Consider the following 20,032-nt stretch of genomic DNA (forward strand, 5'->3'; position numbering starts at 1 on the left):
ATAATTTGCACAAGATAATATGATTAATTCTTGTTCCTTTTAGTTTAACAGTATTTTATAGTTCTAATTATTGGTTACTTCACCTAAATGAATCATAGCAAACACTGCATAATTAATCATATCCTGATAGTTTGCATCAATCCCTTCACTTACCAATGTTTTTCCTTTATTATCCTCTATCTGCTTTACTCTAAGTAGTTTTTGAATAATAAGATCTGTAAGAGAACTTACTCTTAAATCACGCCAGGCTTCTCCATAATCATGATTCTTATTCATCATTAATTCCTTGGTAATTCCAATATGCTTATCATACAAAATAACGGCTTCTTCTGGAGATAAATCGGGTTGTTCTGCAACTCCTTTCTCTAGTTGTATTAATGCCATTAAACAATAGTTAATAATCCCGATAAATTCTGAAACTTCTCCTTCATTCACCTTACGCACTTCATTCTCCTGAAGACTTCTGATTCGCTGTGCTTTAATAAAAATCTGATCGGTCAAAGATGGTAATCTTAGAATTCTCCACGCACTTCCATAATCAATCATCTTTTGACTAAAAAGATCTCGACAATTACCTATTATTATATCATATTGTGTGGATGTATCTTGCATAAAACTGTTGAATTTTGCGTAAATTTCGCTTTAATATGGGAATTAAAAAAATCATATCTAAAGTTTAAAAATAAAAAACACGAAATGACTATGATTGAAACCCATACTGATCTGCATCAACACAGGTTTGACTATTGAAAAATGACGCAAACAAATTAAATCTCAAAAATGACAATCAACTGTAAAGGATCATTAATTGATTTATCTACCCCCAAAGTCATGGGTATTCTTAACCTGACTCCAGATTCTTTTTATGACGGAGGAAAATATAAAAATGAAGATGAAATACTACAACAAGTAGAACAAATGCTAGTAGAAGGCGCTACTTTTATTGATCTGGGCGCTTATTCTTCTCGACCAGGAGCAGACCACATTACCATTGAAGAAGAAAAAAAAAGAATCCTACCTATAGTATCCTTATTACTTAATAAATTTCCTGAAATCTTGCTATCAATTGATACATTTAGGAGTGAAATTGCAAAGTCGTGTATTGAAATCGGGGCTGCATTAATAAATGATATTTCTGCTGGGAATTTAGATAAAAATATGATCCCAACGATAGGTACAATAAGAGTTCCATACATTATGATGCACATGAAAGGAACTCCTAAAACCATGAAATCACTAAACCATTATGACAATCTAATTCATGAAATGAATATATATTTTGCAGAAAAAATTGCGGAAGCAAGAAAACATGGTGTAAATGATATTATTATTGATCCGGGATTTGGTTTTGCTAAAGATACACATCAGAATTTCGACCTTTTAAAAAACCTAAAACTCTTAGAGGTACATAGTTTGCCTATACTAGCTGGAGTTTCTCGAAAATCAATGATATACAAAACATTAAATAGTGCTCCGCAAGAAGCATTAAACGGCACTACATCTCTTAATACTATAGCCTTACTTAATGGAGCCACTATCTTAAGAGTGCACGATGTTAAAGAAGCTGTAGAATGTATTCATCTGGTAGATGCTTATTCTAGTTAGAGGAACTATCAATAAATAAATTCAACTCATCACTATTTTGAATACGCTGTTTTTATACAGTTTTTCAAAACAAGGTTTCACTAATTTTTCTATTTTTACAAAAACACCAGACATTTGGATTTAATAAACCTAAGAATATTAGACATCCTTGATATTGTACTTGTTGCCTTCTTATTGTACTATGTCTATAAGTTAGTTAAAGGTACTGCAGCGATCAATATTTTTATAGGAATAGTTATGATTTATCTGGTGTGGAAACTCACACAATTCCTTGCCATGGAAATGTTGAGTAGCGTTCTAGGTGAATTTATTGGTGTCGGAATGTTCGCTCTAATTGTAGTTTTTCAGCAAGAAATACGAAAATTTCTTTTAATGATTGGCTCCACTAATTTTGGAAGAAGACGTAAGTTTCTGAGGCAATTAAAATTTATTAGAGATGCACCAGAAGATAGTGTTACCAACATAACCGCTATCGTAACCGCATGTAGTGAAATGGGAAAAACTCATACCGGTGCTCTTATTATTATTAAAAGAACCACCTCTTTAGACTTTGTTAAAACCTCTGGAGATGCTATGGAAATACAGGTAAACACTCCAATAATCGAAAGTATCTTTTATAAAAACAGCCCTCTTCATGATGGAGCTATGATCATAGAAGACAATAATATAGTAGCCACTAGAGCCATTCTACCAGTTACCAACGATAACAGCATGCCTTTACGTTTTGGATTAAGGCATCGTGCCGCTGTAGGGATTAGCGAAAAAACTGATGCTTTAGCCTTAGTCGTGAGTGAGGAAACTGGCAAATTATCATATATCAAAAATGGGGAATTTGTGATATTTAAAACAGAAGAAGAATTAATAGAAAAAATAAAAAGAGATTTAGCTTAATGAGTAATTTAATGATTATTTCTAATTGTAAAAATTGTGGACAACAAATCGAAAATCATAATTTCTGCCCTGATTGTGGTGCAAAAAAGATCACAAAACGAATTACTTTTAAAAATCTGATTTCAGAATTTGTTGATCGCTTTCTTAATTTAGATAATTCATTCATTAAAACATTTATTCATCTATTCACAAAACCTGAAGAAGTGATTGATGGTTATATTCATGGACTTAGAAAACGCTATGTAAATGCTTTTGGATATTTTGCAATTACGATAACAATCACAGGAATCTATGCTTTTTTAGTAAAAGATAGGTTAAAGGAAATTATGTCGTTTGGTGATTTTTCTGAACAACAAGCTGAAATGCAAAGTTCAATTTTCGACACTACTTTTCAGTATCAGTCTATAATAAGTTTTTTAATGATCCCGCTACTAGCTTTATTATCCCGACTGGTTTTTTTGAATTATAAAAAATATAACCTAACAGAGCATTTTGTAATCTACTTATATGCCTACTCCCATATTGTGGGAACTATGACATTAATTTTACTCCCATTAACTTTTATGGTAGATAACTTTATGTTTGTAGGTATGGTACAATTTCCAGTGTACATATTTTACATGGCTTATGTTTTAAAGAGGCTTTATCAAATTAGCTTGAAGAAAATCCTAATCAAAACACTACTATTTTTTATCTATGGTGGGATACTTTATATTATTGCAGTAATAGCAGTCTTTGTACTAATGATGATATCGGGAGCCATAGAACTGCCCACCAAATAAGAGAGTACCAAACTACTTACTCAATCACGTTAGTAAACTGTACCTCGTATAATTTTCTATAATACCCATTTTCGATTTGAAGTAATTCATTATGATTACCTTGTTCTACGATCTTACCTTGATCCATTACAATAATTTTATCAGCTTTTTTAATCGTTGCCAATCGATGAGCAATAACAATAGAAGTTCTTCCTTTGGTAATCCTATTTGTTGCATTCTGAATTAGTTGTTCACTATGCGAATCTATCGATGATGTAGCTTCATCTAACACCAAAACACCTGGATTAGTAACATAGGCTCTTAAAAAAGAAATAAGCTGTCGTTGTCCCGAAGAAAGCATAGCCCCTCTTTCTTTTACATTATAATGATATCCATCAGGAAGGCTCATGATAAAATCATGAATCCCTATCTCTTTTGCAGCTTGATACACCTGTTCTTCCAAAATATCTTCATTATTTAAAGTGATATTGTTAAAAATAGTATCTGCAAATAAAAATACATCTTGAAGCACCACAGCTATATGGCTTCGCAATGATTTTAATTCAATAGTTTTAATATCGATATCATCAATAGAAATTACTCCACTATCTATTTCGTAAAACCTACTCAATAAATTAATAATTGTAGATTTTCCTGCTCCGGTTGCTCCTACTATTGCTACAGTTTCCCCTACTTCAACATTTAAAGAGATTCCTTTTAATACTTCTTCATTTTCAACATAACTAAATCGCACGTCGTCAAATGTAATTTTACCTCTTATCTTTTCTAATAGCTGATTTCCTTTGTTTTCAATTTTAGAGTCTGTATCCAAAATAGCAAACACACGATTAGCAGCCACCATTCCCATTTGTAATGTATTGAATTTATCCGCTATCTGTCGTAAGGGTCTAAACAAGATTTGAGAGAGTTGGATAAATGCGATAACCAACCCTAAGGTAATCTCATCCCCTTGTGCAGCTTTAAGTCCACCAAACCAAACTATTAACCCTATAGTTATAGAGCTAGACATTTCTGCAATAGGAAAAAATATAGAGTTATACCAAACCGTTTTTATCCAACCTTTCTTATGCTTCTCATTAATTTCTTTAAAATTAGAATATTCGGTTTCTTCCCTTGTAAATAATTGAACAATCTTCATTCCGGTAATGCGTTCCTGCACAAATGAATTAAGATTAGAAACTTGCGTTCTCACTTCCTCAAAAGCTACTTTCATTTTCTTTTGAAAAATCCTTGTTGCATAGACAACTAAGGGCAATACAACAAATACCAGTAATGCAAGTTCCCAACTCTGATACAACATATAGCATAAAATAGCTAACATCTTTAGCAAGTCACTTATAATCATAAACAATCCTTGACTAAAAATACTGGCTATAGTTTCAATATCACTTACAGCCCTGGTAACCAATCTACCAACTGAAGACCGATCATAATATTGTTTTTTAAAGCCAAGCATATGTTCAAACAACTTCACTCTGATATCTCGAATTACTTCTTGCCCCAGCCAGTTAGCAAAGTAGATAAATAAGAATTGGGTGATCACATCCAGAAACAAAACTCCCAGCATCAGACAAATGAAATAAATCAATAGTTCTCCGTCCTGAGGAATAATAGTTCTATCTATCGTCTCTCTAAGTAAATAAGGATTAATAATTGACAAAATAGCCAACACAATAGCCGAAAAACCTACAAAATAAAAAGTCAGTCGGTAAGGATTAGTATATGTAATCAACCGTCTGAAAAGTTTAAAATCAAAAGCTTTACCACTCTTTTCTGCCATCTATAATATATATATCATTAGGATATTCTACAGCTGTTAAGTAAAGCCCATGAGCAGGAACCGAATATCCGGCCCGACCACGATCTTCACTTTTAATAATAGCTATTAAATCCTCATTATTTAATTTATGTTCTCCAATCTCGATAAGTGTTCCCACAATTGCTCTTACCATATTTCTAAGAAAACGATTGGCCGAAATCTTAAAAACTAATTGATTACCATGATTCTCCCAGGTAGCATTTGTGATTGTACAATTATACGTTTTTACATCGGTTTTGGACTTACTAAAGCATTTAAAATTAGTATAGTTTAACAGTAATTTAGCAGCTTCATTCATCAAATCCACATCCAATGGTTTCTTTAAATAATACGATTTATGAATACTAAAAGGGTCTTTTATTAAAGTAACATGGTATTCATAAGATCTACTCACTGCATTAAATCGAGCATGAGCATTTTCTTGCACACGATGTATATTCTGGATTGCAATTTCTGCTGGCAAAATTGCATTAAGTTTATATTTCAATTGATCCCGATCTAATATATCACTACAATCAAAATGAGCCATAATTTGTCTTGCATGAACACCAGCATCTGTTCTTCCTGCCCCAACTACATCAATTTTACTTCTTAAAATAGTAGATAAAGATTCTTCAAGAACTTCTTGTACAGAAATTGCATTAGGTTGCCGTTGCCACCCATGATACGGAGTTCCGTTATAAGAAAGTTCTAAAAAATACTTCATTCTACTCGCATCTATAATTTTTAACCCAGCTTCTTTACTTAGATTCTGTGGCTTATTTCAAAAGCAATATTCTATTTTTGCATAAAAACTAAGCGCAAATATACTTTATAAAACAGAGATAGAAGTTATAGTTCACTTCCTGTTTTTCTATCGTGCGATAACTCAATTTTATTATTCAATTTTGAAAAAAATACTTTTACTAAGCGACACCCATAGTTATATTGATTCCCGCATATTGCATTATGTTAATGAAGCCGACGAAATCTGGCATGCAGGAGATATCGGAGACCTTAAAGTAACCGATGCTATCGAAGCTTTAAAGCCTCTTAGAGCAGTATTTGGAAATATTGATGATGATAAAGCTAGAGCTACTTATCCCTTACACCAAAGATTCAATTGCGAAGGAGTCTCTGTGTGGATCACTCACATAGGAGGATATCCTCCTAAATACAATATAAATACTCGAGATGAGATTAAATCAAACCCTCCTCAATTATTTATCTGCGGTCATTCACATATTCTAAAAGTAATACCAGACAAAAAAAACGGAGTATTGCATATGAATCCAGGGGCAGCAGGTAAACATGGGTTTCACAAAGTAAGAACAATGCTTAGATTTACTTTGGATTCTGGTAATATCGAAAACCTAGAGGTAATCGAATTAGGAAAAAAATAAAACCCGGAGTTGGCATACTCCGGGTTTTAACGCACTAATACTACTAAGATTTTAGGTTTATCGTAATCGATCTACAGATTTTACAAGATTCTCATCCTTTTTAATAGCCTTATTGGCCATTACTAATAAAACGATAGAAATAACAGGAATGATCATCCCAATACCTTTCTCTGAAACCTGAGTTCCTCCAGATACCGTTAGTGACCAATAAACAAATACTCCTAGTAAAATAAAGTTTAATAAGATATTGACACGCCCCAATACAAATTGAAGCTTTCTATTTTTAAATAAAAAAATCGAAATCAGAGATAAAATCGCTGATCCAAAAAACATTCCTAATAGAAATAATTCTCCTTTAGCATAAAGTTCTACGCCATTAACATCTAACCCATAAGGTAAATACATACAAAGCCCTCCAGAAACTGCAGCAGCTAATAAAAGATATATGGTTTGAATTCGTTGTAACATTAATTTTTTTCCTTAGAGAAAAGCAAAAATAAGAGTTTCTTTTTATAAATATGTGTAAAAAATTAAAAATAAAGTTGTATACTTGCAACACAAAACTTGTAACCTTCTCAACTAAGGTTACTTACCTTCGAAAATAAAATTTTCCTGGATTTCTTCTTTAGAAAATTTATACCTAAAACGTAAATTATATAACACATTTAAATGTTAGAGATTTCTGAATTAAAAGCAAAAAAGCTTCCTGAATTGCAAGAAATTGCAAAAACCCTTAACGTACCTAAATTTCGTACCTTAAAAAAATTGGATCTAGTATACCAAATACTGGACTATCAAGCCACAAACCCTAACAAGGTAAAACAAGTGGTAACCGAGGATGCATCAGAAAAAACAGATTCTGAAAAACCAAAACCTAATGTTCGTCAAAGAAGACCTCGTGCTCGCAAATCAGACGGGCCTACAAATTCTACTAGCAAAGACACCAAAGCTCCTCAAGAACAAAAAAGCGAAGTGACCAAACCACTTCCTTCAGAGGAAACTGTTTCGAAAGCGAAAGAAAACAGCGACAAAAAAAGCAAACCTCACCAAAACAGAGACGATAAAAAAGACAACAGAAACAGAGGCAATGATAAGCCTCAACAAAACAAGTCTCGAAACAATAATCCTAATAACGCCAATAAAAAAGACAACGGAAATCGCGACAACAGAAATCGGTATAAAGAGCCAGATTTTGAGTTTGATGCTATAATCGAAAGCGAAGGCGTATTAGACATTATGCAAGATGGATATGGGTTTTTAAGATCCAGTGACTACAACTATCTCTCTTCTCCAGATGATATCTATGTATCACAATCGCAAATCAGACTTTTTGGACTTAAAACAGGTGACACCGTATTAGGACAAGTAAGACCCCCTAAAGAAGGTGAAAAATATTTCCCCCTTATTAAGGTCAACAAAATTAACGGACTTGACCCACAAGTAGTTCGTGACAGAGTTTCTTTTGAGCACTTGACTCCACTATTTCCGCAAGAAAAATTCAATATTGCTGAAAGACAAAGTACAATTTCTACTAGGATAATGGATTTATTTGCTCCTATCGGAAAAGGACAACGCGGTATGATCGTATCACAACCTAAAACTGGTAAGACAATGCTACTTAAGGATGTTGCCAATGCGATTGCTGCTAACCACCCTGAGGTATACCAAATGATTCTTCTTATAGATGAAAGGCCTGAAGAAGTTACTGATATGCAACGTAACGTAAAAGGGGAAGTAATAGCTTCTACTTTTGACAAAGAAGCTAATGAGCATGTAAAAGTAGCTAACATCGTACTAGAAAAAGCAAAAAGATTAGTAGAATGCGGTCATGATGTAGTAATCCTATTAGACTCAATCACAAGACTAGCCAGAGCATACAACACTGTTCAGCCAGCTAGTGGAAAAATATTAAGTGGTGGTGTAGATGCTAATGCTCTACACAAACCAAAACGTTTCTTTGGTGCTGCAAGAAATATCGAAAATGGAGGTTCTTTAACCATTATCGCAACAGCATTAACAGAAACAGGTTCTAAAATGGACGAAGTAATTTTTGAAGAATTTAAAGGAACTGGTAACATGGAACTACAATTAGATCGTAAAATCTCTAATCGTAGAATTTTCCCTGCTATCGATCTTACATCTTCAAGTACTCGTCGAGATGATATTCTGCTAGACGAAACAACTATTCAAAGAATGTGGGTGATGCGAAAATATCTTGCAGATATGAATCCTGTAGAAGCAATGGAGTTTATCAATGAACGTTTTAAGCAAACAAGAAATAATGATGAGTTCCTTATTTCTATGAACGGATAACGACACATTCATAAGAAACAACAAAGGCGGCTATCAATATTGATAAGCCGCCTTTGTTGTTACCATATTATTTTTATCACTTTTAATAAATAAACTGAAAGCTTTTTGAGAAAAAATTGACCAAGTACTAAAACTTAAAATATTATGAAAAATACATTATATATAATATGGAGTGTCGTTTTATTATTTTCGAGCTGCCAGAGTAATAGCCAATCCACTAAAGACAAAAAAAAGGCAACACAAAATAAAAATATCACTCCTGTAAGAGTTAAACCTGTTGATGGTCTAGAAAGAGCATATTTTGCCAGTGGATGTTTTTGGTGCGTCGAAGCTGTTTATGAAAGCGTAAAAGGTGTTAAAGAATCTATTTCTGGATACTCGGGAGGACACACCACAAACCCTACATATCAATCTAGCAATACAGGGCGAACAGGGCACGCAGAAGCCGTAGAGATCATCTATGACCCGAAAATTATTTCTTTCTCAACTTTGATAGATGTGTATTTTGGATCACAAAACCCAACACAGGTTAACGGACAAGGGCCAGATCATGGCTCACAATATAGATCTATTATCTTCTATCAAAATGAAGAGCAGAAAAAAATAGTCAACGATAAAAAAGAAGCATTAAGTAAAAAACTAAATAGAAGAATTGCAGCAGAAATTTTACCGTTTCAAAAATTCTGGAAAGGAGAAGCTTATCATCAAAATTATGAAAAAAGAAATCCCGGTAATCCATATATACGTAATATATCTGTTCCCAGATTAAAAAGATTTCAAGCAAAATTCCCAGATCTTATTAAAGAAAAACACTAAAATTCACCCTTCAAAGACTTCAAAAGCAAGGCTAAATATTTTGCCAGAGCCCTCAAACCACCTGTTAAACCTATGTTAAAACAAGTATACCACTTACCTCCTTCAAATTAGATATTTTTCACATTTATGCACATCTTTAGTACATGACTTACAAAACCGACAGCACTATTATGAAATTACAACTAAATCGGTTGTATTGTCAAAAAAAATCGTTGAAAAACACAAAACGATAGAAATAAATTATTATTTTTATTGAAATAAAATGAAAACAAGTTGTGTTTTTCATATTAAAGCATTACTTTTGAGTCTGATTTAATGGTTTTCTTTTCAGTATTTTAATCGAAAGTATTGAAGTTTTGCTAGAGCAAAAACATATTAACCTATTGAAAAACAAATCATTACAGACTGAATTGTTCTTTAAAAAATTGTATTTCTTTTATCATTTATTAGAACTTGTTAAAAGAAGAAATTAGAGCTAAAATATTTTTGGCATCTTTTTTGAAGATCGATTTTTGACGGTAAATTATGTTTTTTTATAAAGTTTTAATTAAAGAAATAATAATATTAAATTTGAATTATAACCCAATCTACTTAAAAACAAGCGATATGAAGTCTATTTTTACATTTATTCTGCTTTTGGTGATTACTTTCTCGTCTGCTCATGCTCAGGATGGGCAATACTTAATGTCTTCTGCTAAGTTAGAAGTTCGAAGTGGTCCAGGTCTACAATTTAACACCATCGCCGAGGTTACCAAAGGAACCCAGGTGTACGTAATGAGCTCTAACTATGGAGAGTGGAGTGCAATACAGTTCAAGAAAATGAACGGTTTTGTACTTAGTAGCCTATTAACCGAGGATAGCCGAATTGCAGATGCAGAAAGAGCTGCTCAAGAAGCAGCTGCAAAAAGAGAAGCAGCAAAACAAGCTGCTACACAAGCAATTGCACAAGCAGAAGCTGCCAAAAAAGCTGCAGAAGAAGCAGCAAGAAAAGCAATTGCTAATGCAGAACGTCTAAAAAGAGAAGCAGAAGCAACAGCTGCAAAAGCTATTGCCGATGCAGAAGCAGCAAAAAAATCAAAAGATGTTGCTGCACAAAGAGCTCTTGCAGACACCGAAGAAACAAGAAGAGCGGTAGAAGAAGCTAACAGAAGAGCTGCAAAAGGCTCAAGTGTAACTTCTAACCCTATCGAATCTACAACACCATCTTATGGTTCTAGTTCAAACACAAGTTCGCCTAGAGCTGCTTCTATAGAAGTGTCTAGAGAAGATAAATATTCTAGCTGGGAGAAAAAGACATATAAGTCTGGTGCTACTCCTAAATCATTTAATTTTAAAGGTAAGTTTGACTACAAACTAGACAACTACCTAAAAATTAAAGTAGGAAAAAACACAGAAGTAGTAGTTAAAATGTACAAAATGGGTAAAACCAAAGCTGATGATCAGTTGGTACGTGTAACTTATATTAATTCAAATTCTACTCAGTTTATCAGAAACGTTCCCGAAGGAGAGTACTATCTTAAAATAGCATATGGTAGAGAATGGAGAGAGACTGCTGTAGGAGGTAAAAAATATGGTACTTTTACTAAAAACGCATTATACGAACAAGGTAAAGCTATCTTAGATTTCAACACAGTTAAAACATCTAAAGGTACTAATGTTCCTTCATATAACTTAGCATTAGATCTTCTTCCTAGTGGAAGCGGAGAATATAGCACACGTAGTGCTCAAGACAATATCTCTGCAGATTTATTTAACAAAAACTAAGAATAAAAAATACAATACATACATTTTATAATCACCAAAATATAAATGTAACATATAAAACGCCAGAGCTTTTCAAGTTCTGGCGTTTGCTTATACTTAAATTTAAAAAAATAGATTTCTTTATAACCAAAAAGGTCTGTACTAATATGTACAGACCTTTTTGATTATTATTTAGAAACCCCTTTATTAGTTATTTTTTCTGTGTCTTTCTCTTGCCAATAGTGTATTCTTAAGTAACATTGCTATTGTCATAGGCCCTACTCCTCCAGGCACGGGAGTAATAAAAGATGCTTTTTTACTCACATTTTCAAAATCCACATCCCCTACAATCCTATATCCTTTTGGGCTAGATTCATCAGAAACTCTTGTAATCCCAACATCAATAACAACCGCATTTTCCTTCACCATCTCTGCTTTCAAAAAATTAGGAACTCCCAATGCAGAAATAACAATATCTGCCTGAGCAATGATATCTTCAATATTTTTGGTATGACTGTGAGTTAATGTAACTGTAGAATTACCTGGAGAACCTTTTCGTCCCATTAAAATACTTATAGGCCTACCCACAATATGACTTCTACCAATTACCACAGTATGCTTTCCTTTGGTTTCGACATTATAGCGCTCTAGCAGTTCCATAATACCAAATGGAGTAGCAGAAATAAAAGCTGGCATCTCTAGTGCCATTTTTCCAAAATTCATAGGATGAAAACCATCTACATCCTTATCAGGATGTACCGCCAAAAGTATTTTTTGTTCATCAATTTGGGGAGGTAATGGCAATTGCACTATAAAACCATCGATATTATCATCTTCATTAAGCTCTTTAATCTTAGTCAACAGTTCCATTTCACTGGTAGTATCAGGCATTTTCACTAAAGTAGACTCAAAACCTATTCGTTCACAGGCTCTAACCTTACTACCCACATAGGTTAAACTAGCACCGTCATTACCTACCAAAACTGCTGCAAGATGTGGTACCTTTTCACCACGTTCTTTCATTTTTTGAACCTCAACAGCTATTTCATCTTTAATATCGTTACTTACTTTTTTTCCATCTAATATTTCCATTTGCCTAAATTACTGGTTATTTCCAAAAAAATTATAATTATTTCATTTTACCCATCATCTGCATCATTCGTTTTCCACCACCACCTTGCATCATCTTCATCATCTTACTCATCTGGTCAAACTGTTTTAACAATTGATTCACCTGTTGAATAGATGTTCCCGAACCTTTACCAATACGTTTCTTTCTACTAGAATTTATAATTTGTGGTTTTGATCGCTCTTCTGGCGTCATAGAATGTATAATAGCTTCGATATGCCTAAATGCATCATCATCGATATCCATATTTTTCATCATTTTCCCCGCTCCTGGTATCATTCCGATCAAATCCTTCATGTTACCCATTTTCTTGATCTGCTGAATTTGTTTTAGGAAATCATCAAATCCAAATTGATTTTTAGCAATTTTCTTTTGCAGTTTTCTTGCCTCTTCTTCATCAAACTGTTCTTGAGCACGTTCTACCAGAGACACCACATCTCCCATCCCCAAAATACGATCTGCCATACGAGAAGGATAGAATACATCAATAGCTTCCATTTTCTCTCCGGTACCAATAAATTTAATAGGCTTATCAACAACTGATTTAATAGATATTGCAGCTCCACCTCGGGTATCACCATCCAGTTTAGTTAGGATTACCCCGTCAAAATTAAGTACATCATTAAAAGTTTTCGCAGTATTAACTGCATCCTGCCCCGTCATAGAATCAACAACGAATAAGGTTTCATTAGGAGTGACAGCTTTATGAATATTTGCTATCTCTGTCATCATCACCTCATCAACTGCCAGACGTCCCGCGGTATCAATAATAACTACATTAAACCCATTTGCTTTTGCATGTGCTACACCGGCTTTAGCGATAGCAACCGGATCATTATTACCTCTATCACTAAAAACCTCTATATTAATTTGCTCTCCTACTACATGTAACTGATCAATCGCCGCAGGTCTATATACATCACAAGCAACAAGAAGTGGTTTTTGAGTTTTTTTTGTTGCGAGAAAATTAGCAAGTTTTCCAGAAAAAGTAGTTTTACCAGAACCTTGTAATCCTGACATCAAAATAACAGATGGTTTACCCGATAAATCGACTTCTACAACATCACCTCCCATTAATTCTGTCAATTCATCCTTGACAAGTTTCACCATCAATTGCCCTGGCTTAAGGCTTTTCAAAACATTTTGACCTAATGCTTTTTCTTTTACAGTTGCAGTAAATTCTTTTGCAATTTTATAATTTACATCGGCATCAACTAATGCTCTTCGTACTTCCTTAAGTGTCTCTGCAACATTTACTTCTGTTATCTGCCCATGACCTTTTAAAATATGTAAAGCCTTATCTAACTTATCACTTAAATTATCAAACATATATTTTCTCGTATTTTGAAAACACTACCTTTATCGATAGATCGGTGCAAATTTAAGAATTTGAAGTGTATAAATAAAGGATGCAATTATAGAATTATAGAATCACATTCAAACAATCCAACATCACATGTTATTTTGCTTTATTGAAAACAAGATTCGCTTAAGATTTTGCTTATTGTCTTGTCATAAAAAATCTAAATCATGAATCTATTTTTCAAGACTCAATCAAAACAAAATATTTATCCAAAATTATTAGTGAGAAACATATCCTAGATCAAGTAGAACGAAGGATTTATACCTAATCTGGTTTTGCATTACTATCAGAAATGTTTCACTCCACTGTAGCTTATTATCTCCTCTCCTCCAACGACTTTTGAAGCATTTTTTATAATTTCAAAACCATTTTTCTGAAAAAACGAATGGGTTAACATATTTACTTGTGTGGTTAATGTCTTTATATTTTTTTCTTTTGCTATCTCTTCAATGGTACTGTATAATTGACTGGCAATACCACGCCCATGATAATTCATATGAACAAATATATATTCAATATTTCCTTTTGAATCCATAGAAAAAGAGCCAACAATTTCACCATTTAACTTAGCATTATAAACAAAGTCTTCTTTGAATTTATTTTGCCAATATGCTTTATTTATGGCTAATCGAGAGTAAATTTTGATTTCGGATTTTGTAAATATCATAGAACCATAAGTAATAACCGTTTGATAAAACAAATGTTGCATCAATGGTAAATCCTGATCAGTTGCTCTTGATATTTCACACTTCATCTTACTAAAATAAAAAAACAGATGATTTAATACAGTATTTACTATTGATTTTTATCTCATATATAGACAAAAGGAACAAAAAATCGGTATTCTTCCATTTTTTCATTCAAAAAACATCAATCTTCAAGATTTTGATATGTATCCAGACCTACATACGTTCTGGAACATTAATTCCCAAAAGTTTGAATGATAATTTAATAGTACTACCTACCAGATTAGAGATCTGAACTCTAAACATTTTTTCATCTTCTGTATCTGCTCCAAATATAGATACATTTTGAAAAAACGAATTATAACTCTTAACCAGGTCATAGGTGTAATTACTTATTATAGCAGGACTAAGTTCTTTTGCTGCATTCTGAATAACTTCTGGATAAAGTTCTAATTGTTTAATGAGTTCTTTTTCCTTCTCATGCAATGTTATATTGACAATAGGGTTATTGTAATCAAAATCCGCTTTGCGTAGAATTGCTTGAATACGTGCATAGGTATATTGAATAAATGGCCCTGTATTCCCTTGAAAATCGACTGATTCTTCTGGGTTAAAAAGAATACGTTTTTTGGGATCTACTTTTAGAATAAAATATTTTAATGCCCCAAGGCCAATAGTATTATAAATTTCAGTTTTTTCATCTTCTGTATAGCCATCTAACTTACCAAGGTCTTTAGAGATCTCACCAGCAGTTACAGCCATTTGAGTAATTAAATCATCTGCATCTACTACTGTTCCTTCTCGACTTTTCATTTTACCACTAGGCAAATCAACCATACCGTAACTTAGGTGATGTAAATATTGCGCCCAGTCATAACCCAATTTTTTCAAAATTAAAAACAATACTTTGAAATGATAATCCTGCTCATTCCCAACAGTATAAATCATTCCTCCTATATCGGGATTATCCTTAACACGTTGTATCGCTGTTCCTATATCCTGAGTCATATACACAGCTGTACCATCACTACGCAGTACTATTTTTTCATCAAGACCTTCTTCAGTAAGATCGCACCATACTGACCCATCTTCCTTTTTAAAAAACACCCCCGTAGCTAGCCCTTCTTCAATATTATCTTTACCAAGTAAGTATGTATTACTTTCATAATAATAACTATCAAAATCTACTCCCAAAGTTTTATACGTCTGATCAAAACCTTCATACACCCAACTATTCATCATTTCCCAAAGCTTCACTACTTCTTCATCTCCTGATTCCCATTTCCGAAGCATCTCTTGCGCTTCTACTATAACCGGAGCCTCTTTTTTTGCATCATCTTCTGTTTTACCCTCGGCAATTAGCTGAGCGATTTGATCCTTATAAATTTGATCAAATTTCACATAATAATTCCCAACTAATTTATCACCTTTTAATCCAGTAGATTCTGGTGTTTTCCCTTCGCCATATTTCTGCCAGGCTAACATAGACTTACAAATATGTATACCTCGATCATTAATGACTTGAGTCTTATACACTCTTTTACCGCTAGCCTTAATAATCTCTGCTACGGCATATCCTAAAAGGTTATTTCTAACATGCCCTAAGTGCAAAGGTTTATTTGTATTAGGTGAGGAATACTCTACCATAATCGCTTTATCTTCGTCTGAAGGAGTTACAAAACCATAGTGTTCAATATTCTTAATTTCTGCAAAAAAATTAAGGTAGTACGAATCCGAAATTACTAGGTTTAAAAAACCTTTAACGACATTATATGTATCGATTTCTTTTACATTTTCTACCAAATATTTACCTATAGATTCTCCTATTTGCACAGGATTTCCTTTCACTATACGAAGCATAGGAAATACCACTACGGTAACATCTCCTTCAAATTCTTTTCGGGTGGCTTGTAATTCTACAGATTCCAGATCAGCGGTATATAATTGTTGTATCGCTTCTTTTACTTTTTCTGAAATGATCTGTTGTAAACTCATCTTCTTAAAAATTAGGCTGCAAAGATAATAGAAATTATACAGCGATACTACGTGTTTTCACTTCATTTCATTATATTGTACATAAAAAAAACACTAGTCAATAACTCATACAAAATCCCCGAGTTAAATTAGAAAACAAATCACAGAACTATCTTTCACTCTGTATTGGTACAGTTAGATTGCTCTAGTTATTACTTTACATTTGAAGTTGTGATTTACAAAACCATACAGATAAATCATTTTTACTAGGATAAAACGCTTAGTTTTATCGATAAATTGCATTTTTTTCGTATCTTTTATATATTTATTAAAACAACCATATGAGGCAACTTTTACTAATTATTTTTCTATCAATATTGTTTTCTTCCTGTAATTCTACTCCTGTAAAAGATCTTGAATTGCACAATTTGGTAGCATTATTAATTGGTAAATTTTCTAACACAGAACAAGCTGAAAATGATTCTAGTTTTGCCCACCTTAACTTAATTAATATTAGAATCTGGAAAGACAAACCTGGATACTGGATATATTCTGAAGTATCAGATGCAAAAGATGGTCATAATGTATATAATCAGGTTATACTAAATTATGAACGATTGGATTCCTCGACGATTAAGAGCACAAGTTATAAAGTCATTAGCTTACAAGACCATAGTACTGATTTTAATACTCCTGAATTCTCTATCAAACCCGCAACCAAACTCTTCGATAGTCTAACTTTAGATAGTTTGAAAATAAAAACCGGATGTCAAGTATATTTTAAGAAAAAGACTTCGACAATATATTCTGGCAAAACAGGTAAAGGATCTTGCAACTACGATATTGACTATATTGACTATATCATGAGCACTTATGTAGTTAGTAAAGATAAAATATCTATCTGGACTAAAGGATATAACAATAAAGGGAAACAAGTTTGGGGTAAAATCAAAGGACCATATAAATACAAGAAGCTCCCAAATTAATGATTATTTTGTGATTGATTACTTCACAAAATCTGCTAATGTCTTATTTTCTAGAACTTTTAATGTACTATCTCTCACTTCAATCATAACGCTGTGTACAGCGCACTTATCTTCATCAGGACAATCGTCACATTTTTCATAGAAATTAAGACTCACACAAGGCACCATGGCAATAGGTCCTTCTAAAACTCTAATTACAGACGCCATTGTGATATTTTTTGGCTCTTTAATCAAATAATAACCTCCTCCTTTTCCTTTTTTAGAGCCTAAAAAACCTGTTTTTCTTAATGTTAGTAGAATACTTTCTAAAAATTTTTGAGAAATATTCTCATTAGAAGCAATCTCTGAGATTAATACAGGATCATCGCATCTCTTTCTTGCAATATATGTAAGTGCCTTTAGGCCATATTTAGTTTTCTTTGAAAGCATACCTTAATTGATTTCTTGTAATTTACAATTACTTACTAGTTAAATTTGAAGTTTTAACTACAGCTCATAGAACTACAAACTTTTCGGGAGAAAAACTTCTGCCATCATACAACGTGCACTCCCTCCACCTAATGTTTCAATTGTATTAAGGTTGCTATGAAGAATTGCACAATGCTTTTCTATCTTGGCAATTTGATCTTTAGTTAAACTCTTAAACGCTGCGGATGACATGACAATATAACGCTTATCTCCCAAACCAACAACTTGAAGCATATTACCCGCAAAGTTGTTTACTTGATCTTCTGTAATTGCAATAATCTCTTTATCATCATCTCTTAAATGATTAATCAGGTTTTTACGTTCTTTTTTATCATCAATAGATTCTAAACATACAACTGCAAATGTTTCTCCCACTCCCATCATTACATTAGTATGATATATTGGTAATCGTTTTTCATTAACAGTTTGATACGCTGTAAAGATAACGGGTGTATACTCAAAATCTTCACAAAACTCTATAAACAAATCCTCATCTGCACGAGGAGATAATGCACAATATGCTTTTCTATTTACCCTATCTAATACCAGACTACCAGTACCTTCAAGAAATAGTTCTTCATCTTCAGCACCAGTATAATCTATAATATTGTTCATCACAAAACCAGACGATTCTATTTGATCTAAAATTTCTGGTCTACGCTCTTTTCTTCTATTTACTGCAAACATTGGATATAATCCTACATCTCCATTTTCATGAAAAGACACCCAATTATTAGGAAAAATAGAATCTGGAGTATCATTTTCGTGATCATCATCAATTACAATTACTTTCACTCCTGCTTCTCTTAGTACACTTACAAATTGAGTAAATTCTTCTTGAGCATTGATATTAGCAGTTTTTAGATCCACCCCAGTGGTTTCCTGGTAATAATTATTTACAGCTGTTTGTTCGTTCATCCTAAATTGAACAGGACGAATCATTACTATGGTATTGGTTATCTGTTTTTCCAAATAAATTTAGCTTATCATTTTTTCTGTAATTGTCGTTGTTGTAGCTTTTAACACATCAAAAGCAGCCTCTGCCATCTTGTTCCCTTTATTATCTAGTGTAGGGTTGACTTCTACTACTTCAAAGCAAACCGTTTTCTCTGTTCTCACAAATGCTTGAATAATACGAATTGCCTCATCAATATCAAATCCTCTAGAAACAGGTGTTCCGGTTCCTTTAGAAATCAAATCACAATCCATACTATCAACGTCAAAAGAAACATATATCATATCGCAGGATTCTAATCTTTGAATTGCTTCTTCTAAACATTTTTCAAAACCACGGTAGCGCATTTCTTCTACCATATAATTTTTAATCCCATTTTCTGCGATTACTCCTTCTTCTGGCTCTTCTGTATCTCTCACTCCAAAATATACAATATTCTGGTATTCTATCTTTTGACCTTCAATACCAATATTTTTCATTTTATTCCACAAACCAGCTGTTTCTTCTGACACCTCATTGATCTTAAAATTCAAATTATCATCAGAAAGTGCTGCTGCTAATGGCATACCATGTATATTTCCTGAAGGTGATGTATATGGTGAATGTACATCGGCATGAGCATCTATCCACACCACTCCTAATGTTTTGTTTGGAAAAGCTGCCTTTATCCCACTAATCGTACCCAAAGCAGATGAATGGTCTCCTGACAATACAACAGGGTATGTATTATTTTTAAGATTTCTCTCTACACTATCACTCAATCGGGTACACACGTTAAGCACGCTTCCTATTCGCTTAGCGAATGAATTGTTTACTTTATTGTATATGGTTTCATTTTCTGTTTCCACATTTTCATAGGAATACAGATTAAAATAATCATCATTTTTATTAATAGCTGCAATTTCTATTGCATCAACTCCTAGATCAGAACCTCTTGTTCCTGCTCCAATATCTGATCTATTTTTAACTAATTTAATTTCTTTCATTATTTATGCTTCTGTTTTTAATCGCTTTCAGAAATACTCTACAATTAAAACATCTTTATCTAATCTATTTTATCAAGTTCATTTTAATACTCATCTCTTTTCAGAAGTGCATAAAGATAAAATAAAAAAGCCTT

The 20,032-nt window shown here is 33.0% G+C and carries 19 protein-coding genes; 8 read left to right on the forward strand and 11 right to left on the reverse strand.

Annotation, left to right across the window (positions count from 1 at the left end):
* Window positions 1–63: 63 nt before the first annotated feature.
* Window positions 64–612 carry a DUF1599 domain-containing protein gene (locus ATE84_RS22930; protein ID WP_101450152.1) on the reverse strand — a complete coding sequence of 183 codons (549 nt, stop codon included), beginning with the start codon at window positions 610–612 and terminating at the stop codon, window positions 64–66.
* Window positions 613–780: 168 nt separating this feature from the next.
* Between ATE84_RS22930 and folP the strand changes: the two genes are divergently transcribed.
* From folP to ATE84_RS22945, 3 genes are all read left to right on the forward strand, one after another.
* Window positions 781–1,605, forward strand: coding sequence for a dihydropteroate synthase (folP, locus tag ATE84_RS22935; RefSeq protein ID WP_101450153.1), 825 nt, complete (start codon window positions 781–783; stop codon window positions 1,603–1,605).
* 114 nt (window positions 1,606–1,719) lie between these two features.
* Window positions 1,720–2,496 carry a diadenylate cyclase gene (locus ATE84_RS22940; RefSeq protein WP_101450154.1) on the forward strand — a complete coding sequence of 259 codons (777 nt, stop codon included), beginning with the start codon at window positions 1,720–1,722 and terminating at the stop codon, window positions 2,494–2,496.
* Window positions 2,496–3,278, forward strand: coding sequence for a DUF3667 domain-containing protein (locus tag ATE84_RS22945; RefSeq protein ID WP_101450155.1), 783 nt, complete (start codon window positions 2,496–2,498; stop codon window positions 3,276–3,278). The genes ATE84_RS22940 and ATE84_RS22945 overlap by 1 nt, the downstream gene beginning before the upstream one ends.
* Before the next feature lie 16 nt (window positions 3,279–3,294).
* On the opposite strand, the gene ATE84_RS22950 is transcribed toward ATE84_RS22945, so the two are convergent.
* The gene (locus ATE84_RS22950) at window positions 3,295–5,058 is read right to left on the reverse strand and encodes an ABC transporter ATP-binding protein (protein ID WP_101450156.1); all 1,764 of its coding nucleotides are present in this window, start codon (window positions 5,056–5,058) and stop codon (window positions 3,295–3,297) included.
* Complete coding sequence (gene truA, locus ATE84_RS22955; RefSeq protein ID WP_101450157.1) at window positions 5,039–5,803, reverse strand: tRNA pseudouridine(38-40) synthase TruA; 765 nt, start codon at window positions 5,801–5,803, stop codon at window positions 5,039–5,041. Before truA ends, ATE84_RS22950 begins: the two co-directional genes overlap by 20 nt.
* A 181-nt stretch (window positions 5,804–5,984) precedes the next feature.
* Between truA and ATE84_RS22960 the strand changes: the two genes are divergently transcribed.
* Window positions 5,985–6,479 (forward strand): metallophosphoesterase, encoded by a 495-nt coding sequence (locus ATE84_RS22960; RefSeq protein ID WP_101450158.1) that lies wholly within the window; start codon window positions 5,985–5,987, stop codon window positions 6,477–6,479.
* 57 nt (window positions 6,480–6,536) lie between these two features.
* On the opposite strand, the gene ATE84_RS22965 is transcribed toward ATE84_RS22960, so the two are convergent.
* Window positions 6,537–6,947: a DUF4293 domain-containing protein gene (locus tag ATE84_RS22965; RefSeq protein WP_101450159.1), complete on the reverse strand. Its 411-nt coding sequence runs from the start codon at window positions 6,945–6,947 to the stop codon at window positions 6,537–6,539.
* Window positions 6,948–7,148: 201 nt separating this feature from the next.
* Between ATE84_RS22965 and rho the strand changes: the two genes are divergently transcribed.
* From rho to ATE84_RS25930, 3 genes are all read left to right on the forward strand, one after another.
* Entirely contained in the window at window positions 7,149–8,792 is a 1,644-nt protein-coding gene (rho, locus tag ATE84_RS22970; protein WP_101450160.1) for a transcription termination factor Rho, read from the forward strand.
* A 144-nt stretch (window positions 8,793–8,936) separates the two neighbouring features.
* A complete protein-coding gene (msrA, locus tag ATE84_RS22975) occupies window positions 8,937–9,608 on the forward strand; it encodes a peptide-methionine (S)-S-oxide reductase MsrA (RefSeq protein WP_101450161.1) in 672 nt (223 codons plus the stop codon).
* 606 nt (window positions 9,609–10,214) lie between these two features.
* Window positions 10,215–11,372, forward strand: coding sequence for a hypothetical protein (locus ATE84_RS25930; protein ID WP_143273693.1), 1,158 nt, complete (start codon window positions 10,215–10,217; stop codon window positions 11,370–11,372).
* 186 nt (window positions 11,373–11,558) lie between these two features.
* Here ATE84_RS25930 and folD read toward each other — a convergent pair whose 3' ends face one another.
* The 4 genes from folD to argS all read right to left on the reverse strand — a co-directional run bounded on the left by folD (window position 11,559) and on the right by argS (window position 16,524).
* Window positions 11,559–12,443, reverse strand: coding sequence for a bifunctional methylenetetrahydrofolate dehydrogenase/methenyltetrahydrofolate cyclohydrolase FolD (folD, locus tag ATE84_RS22990; protein ID WP_101450163.1), 885 nt, complete (start codon window positions 12,441–12,443; stop codon window positions 11,559–11,561).
* Between the two features lie 37 nt (window positions 12,444–12,480).
* A complete protein-coding gene (gene ffh / locus ATE84_RS22995) occupies window positions 12,481–13,809 on the reverse strand; it encodes a signal recognition particle protein (RefSeq protein WP_101450164.1) in 1,329 nt (442 codons plus the stop codon).
* A 320-nt stretch (window positions 13,810–14,129) separates the two neighbouring features.
* On the reverse strand, window positions 14,130–14,597 hold the full coding sequence (locus ATE84_RS23000; protein ID WP_101450165.1) for a GNAT family N-acetyltransferase: 468 nt from the start codon (window positions 14,595–14,597) through the stop codon (window positions 14,130–14,132).
* 148 nt (window positions 14,598–14,745) lie between these two features.
* Window positions 14,746–16,524, reverse strand: coding sequence for an arginine--tRNA ligase (gene argS / locus ATE84_RS23005; RefSeq protein WP_101450166.1), 1,779 nt, complete (start codon window positions 16,522–16,524; stop codon window positions 14,746–14,748).
* 320 nt (window positions 16,525–16,844) lie between these two features.
* Here argS and ATE84_RS23010 point away from each other — a divergent pair, with 320 nt between their 5' ends.
* The gene (locus tag ATE84_RS23010; RefSeq protein ID WP_101450167.1) at window positions 16,845–17,489 is read left to right on the forward strand and encodes a chromophore lyase CpcT/CpeT; all 645 of its coding nucleotides are present in this window, start codon (window positions 16,845–16,847) and stop codon (window positions 17,487–17,489) included.
* A gap of 18 nt (window positions 17,490–17,507) precedes the next feature.
* Here the strand turns inward: ATE84_RS23010 and ATE84_RS23015 are convergent, their stop codons facing one another.
* From ATE84_RS23015 to ATE84_RS23025, 3 genes are all read right to left on the reverse strand, one after another.
* Window positions 17,508–17,918, reverse strand: coding sequence for an Rrf2 family transcriptional regulator (locus tag ATE84_RS23015; RefSeq protein ID WP_101450168.1), 411 nt, complete (start codon window positions 17,916–17,918; stop codon window positions 17,508–17,510).
* Between the two features lie 72 nt (window positions 17,919–17,990).
* Window positions 17,991–18,899 carry a citrulline utilization hydrolase CtlX gene (gene ctlX / locus ATE84_RS23020; protein WP_101450169.1) on the reverse strand — a complete coding sequence of 303 codons (909 nt, stop codon included), beginning with the start codon at window positions 18,897–18,899 and terminating at the stop codon, window positions 17,991–17,993.
* A 36-nt stretch (window positions 18,900–18,935) separates the two neighbouring features.
* Window positions 18,936–19,898: an arginase gene (locus ATE84_RS23025; RefSeq protein ID WP_233195881.1), complete on the reverse strand. Its 963-nt coding sequence runs from the start codon at window positions 19,896–19,898 to the stop codon at window positions 18,936–18,938.
* Window positions 19,899–20,032: the final 134 nt, after the last annotated feature.

This window comes from Aquimarina sp. MAR_2010_214 (assembly GCF_002846555.1).
GTDB lineage: Bacteria > Bacteroidota > Bacteroidia > Flavobacteriales > Flavobacteriaceae > Aquimarina.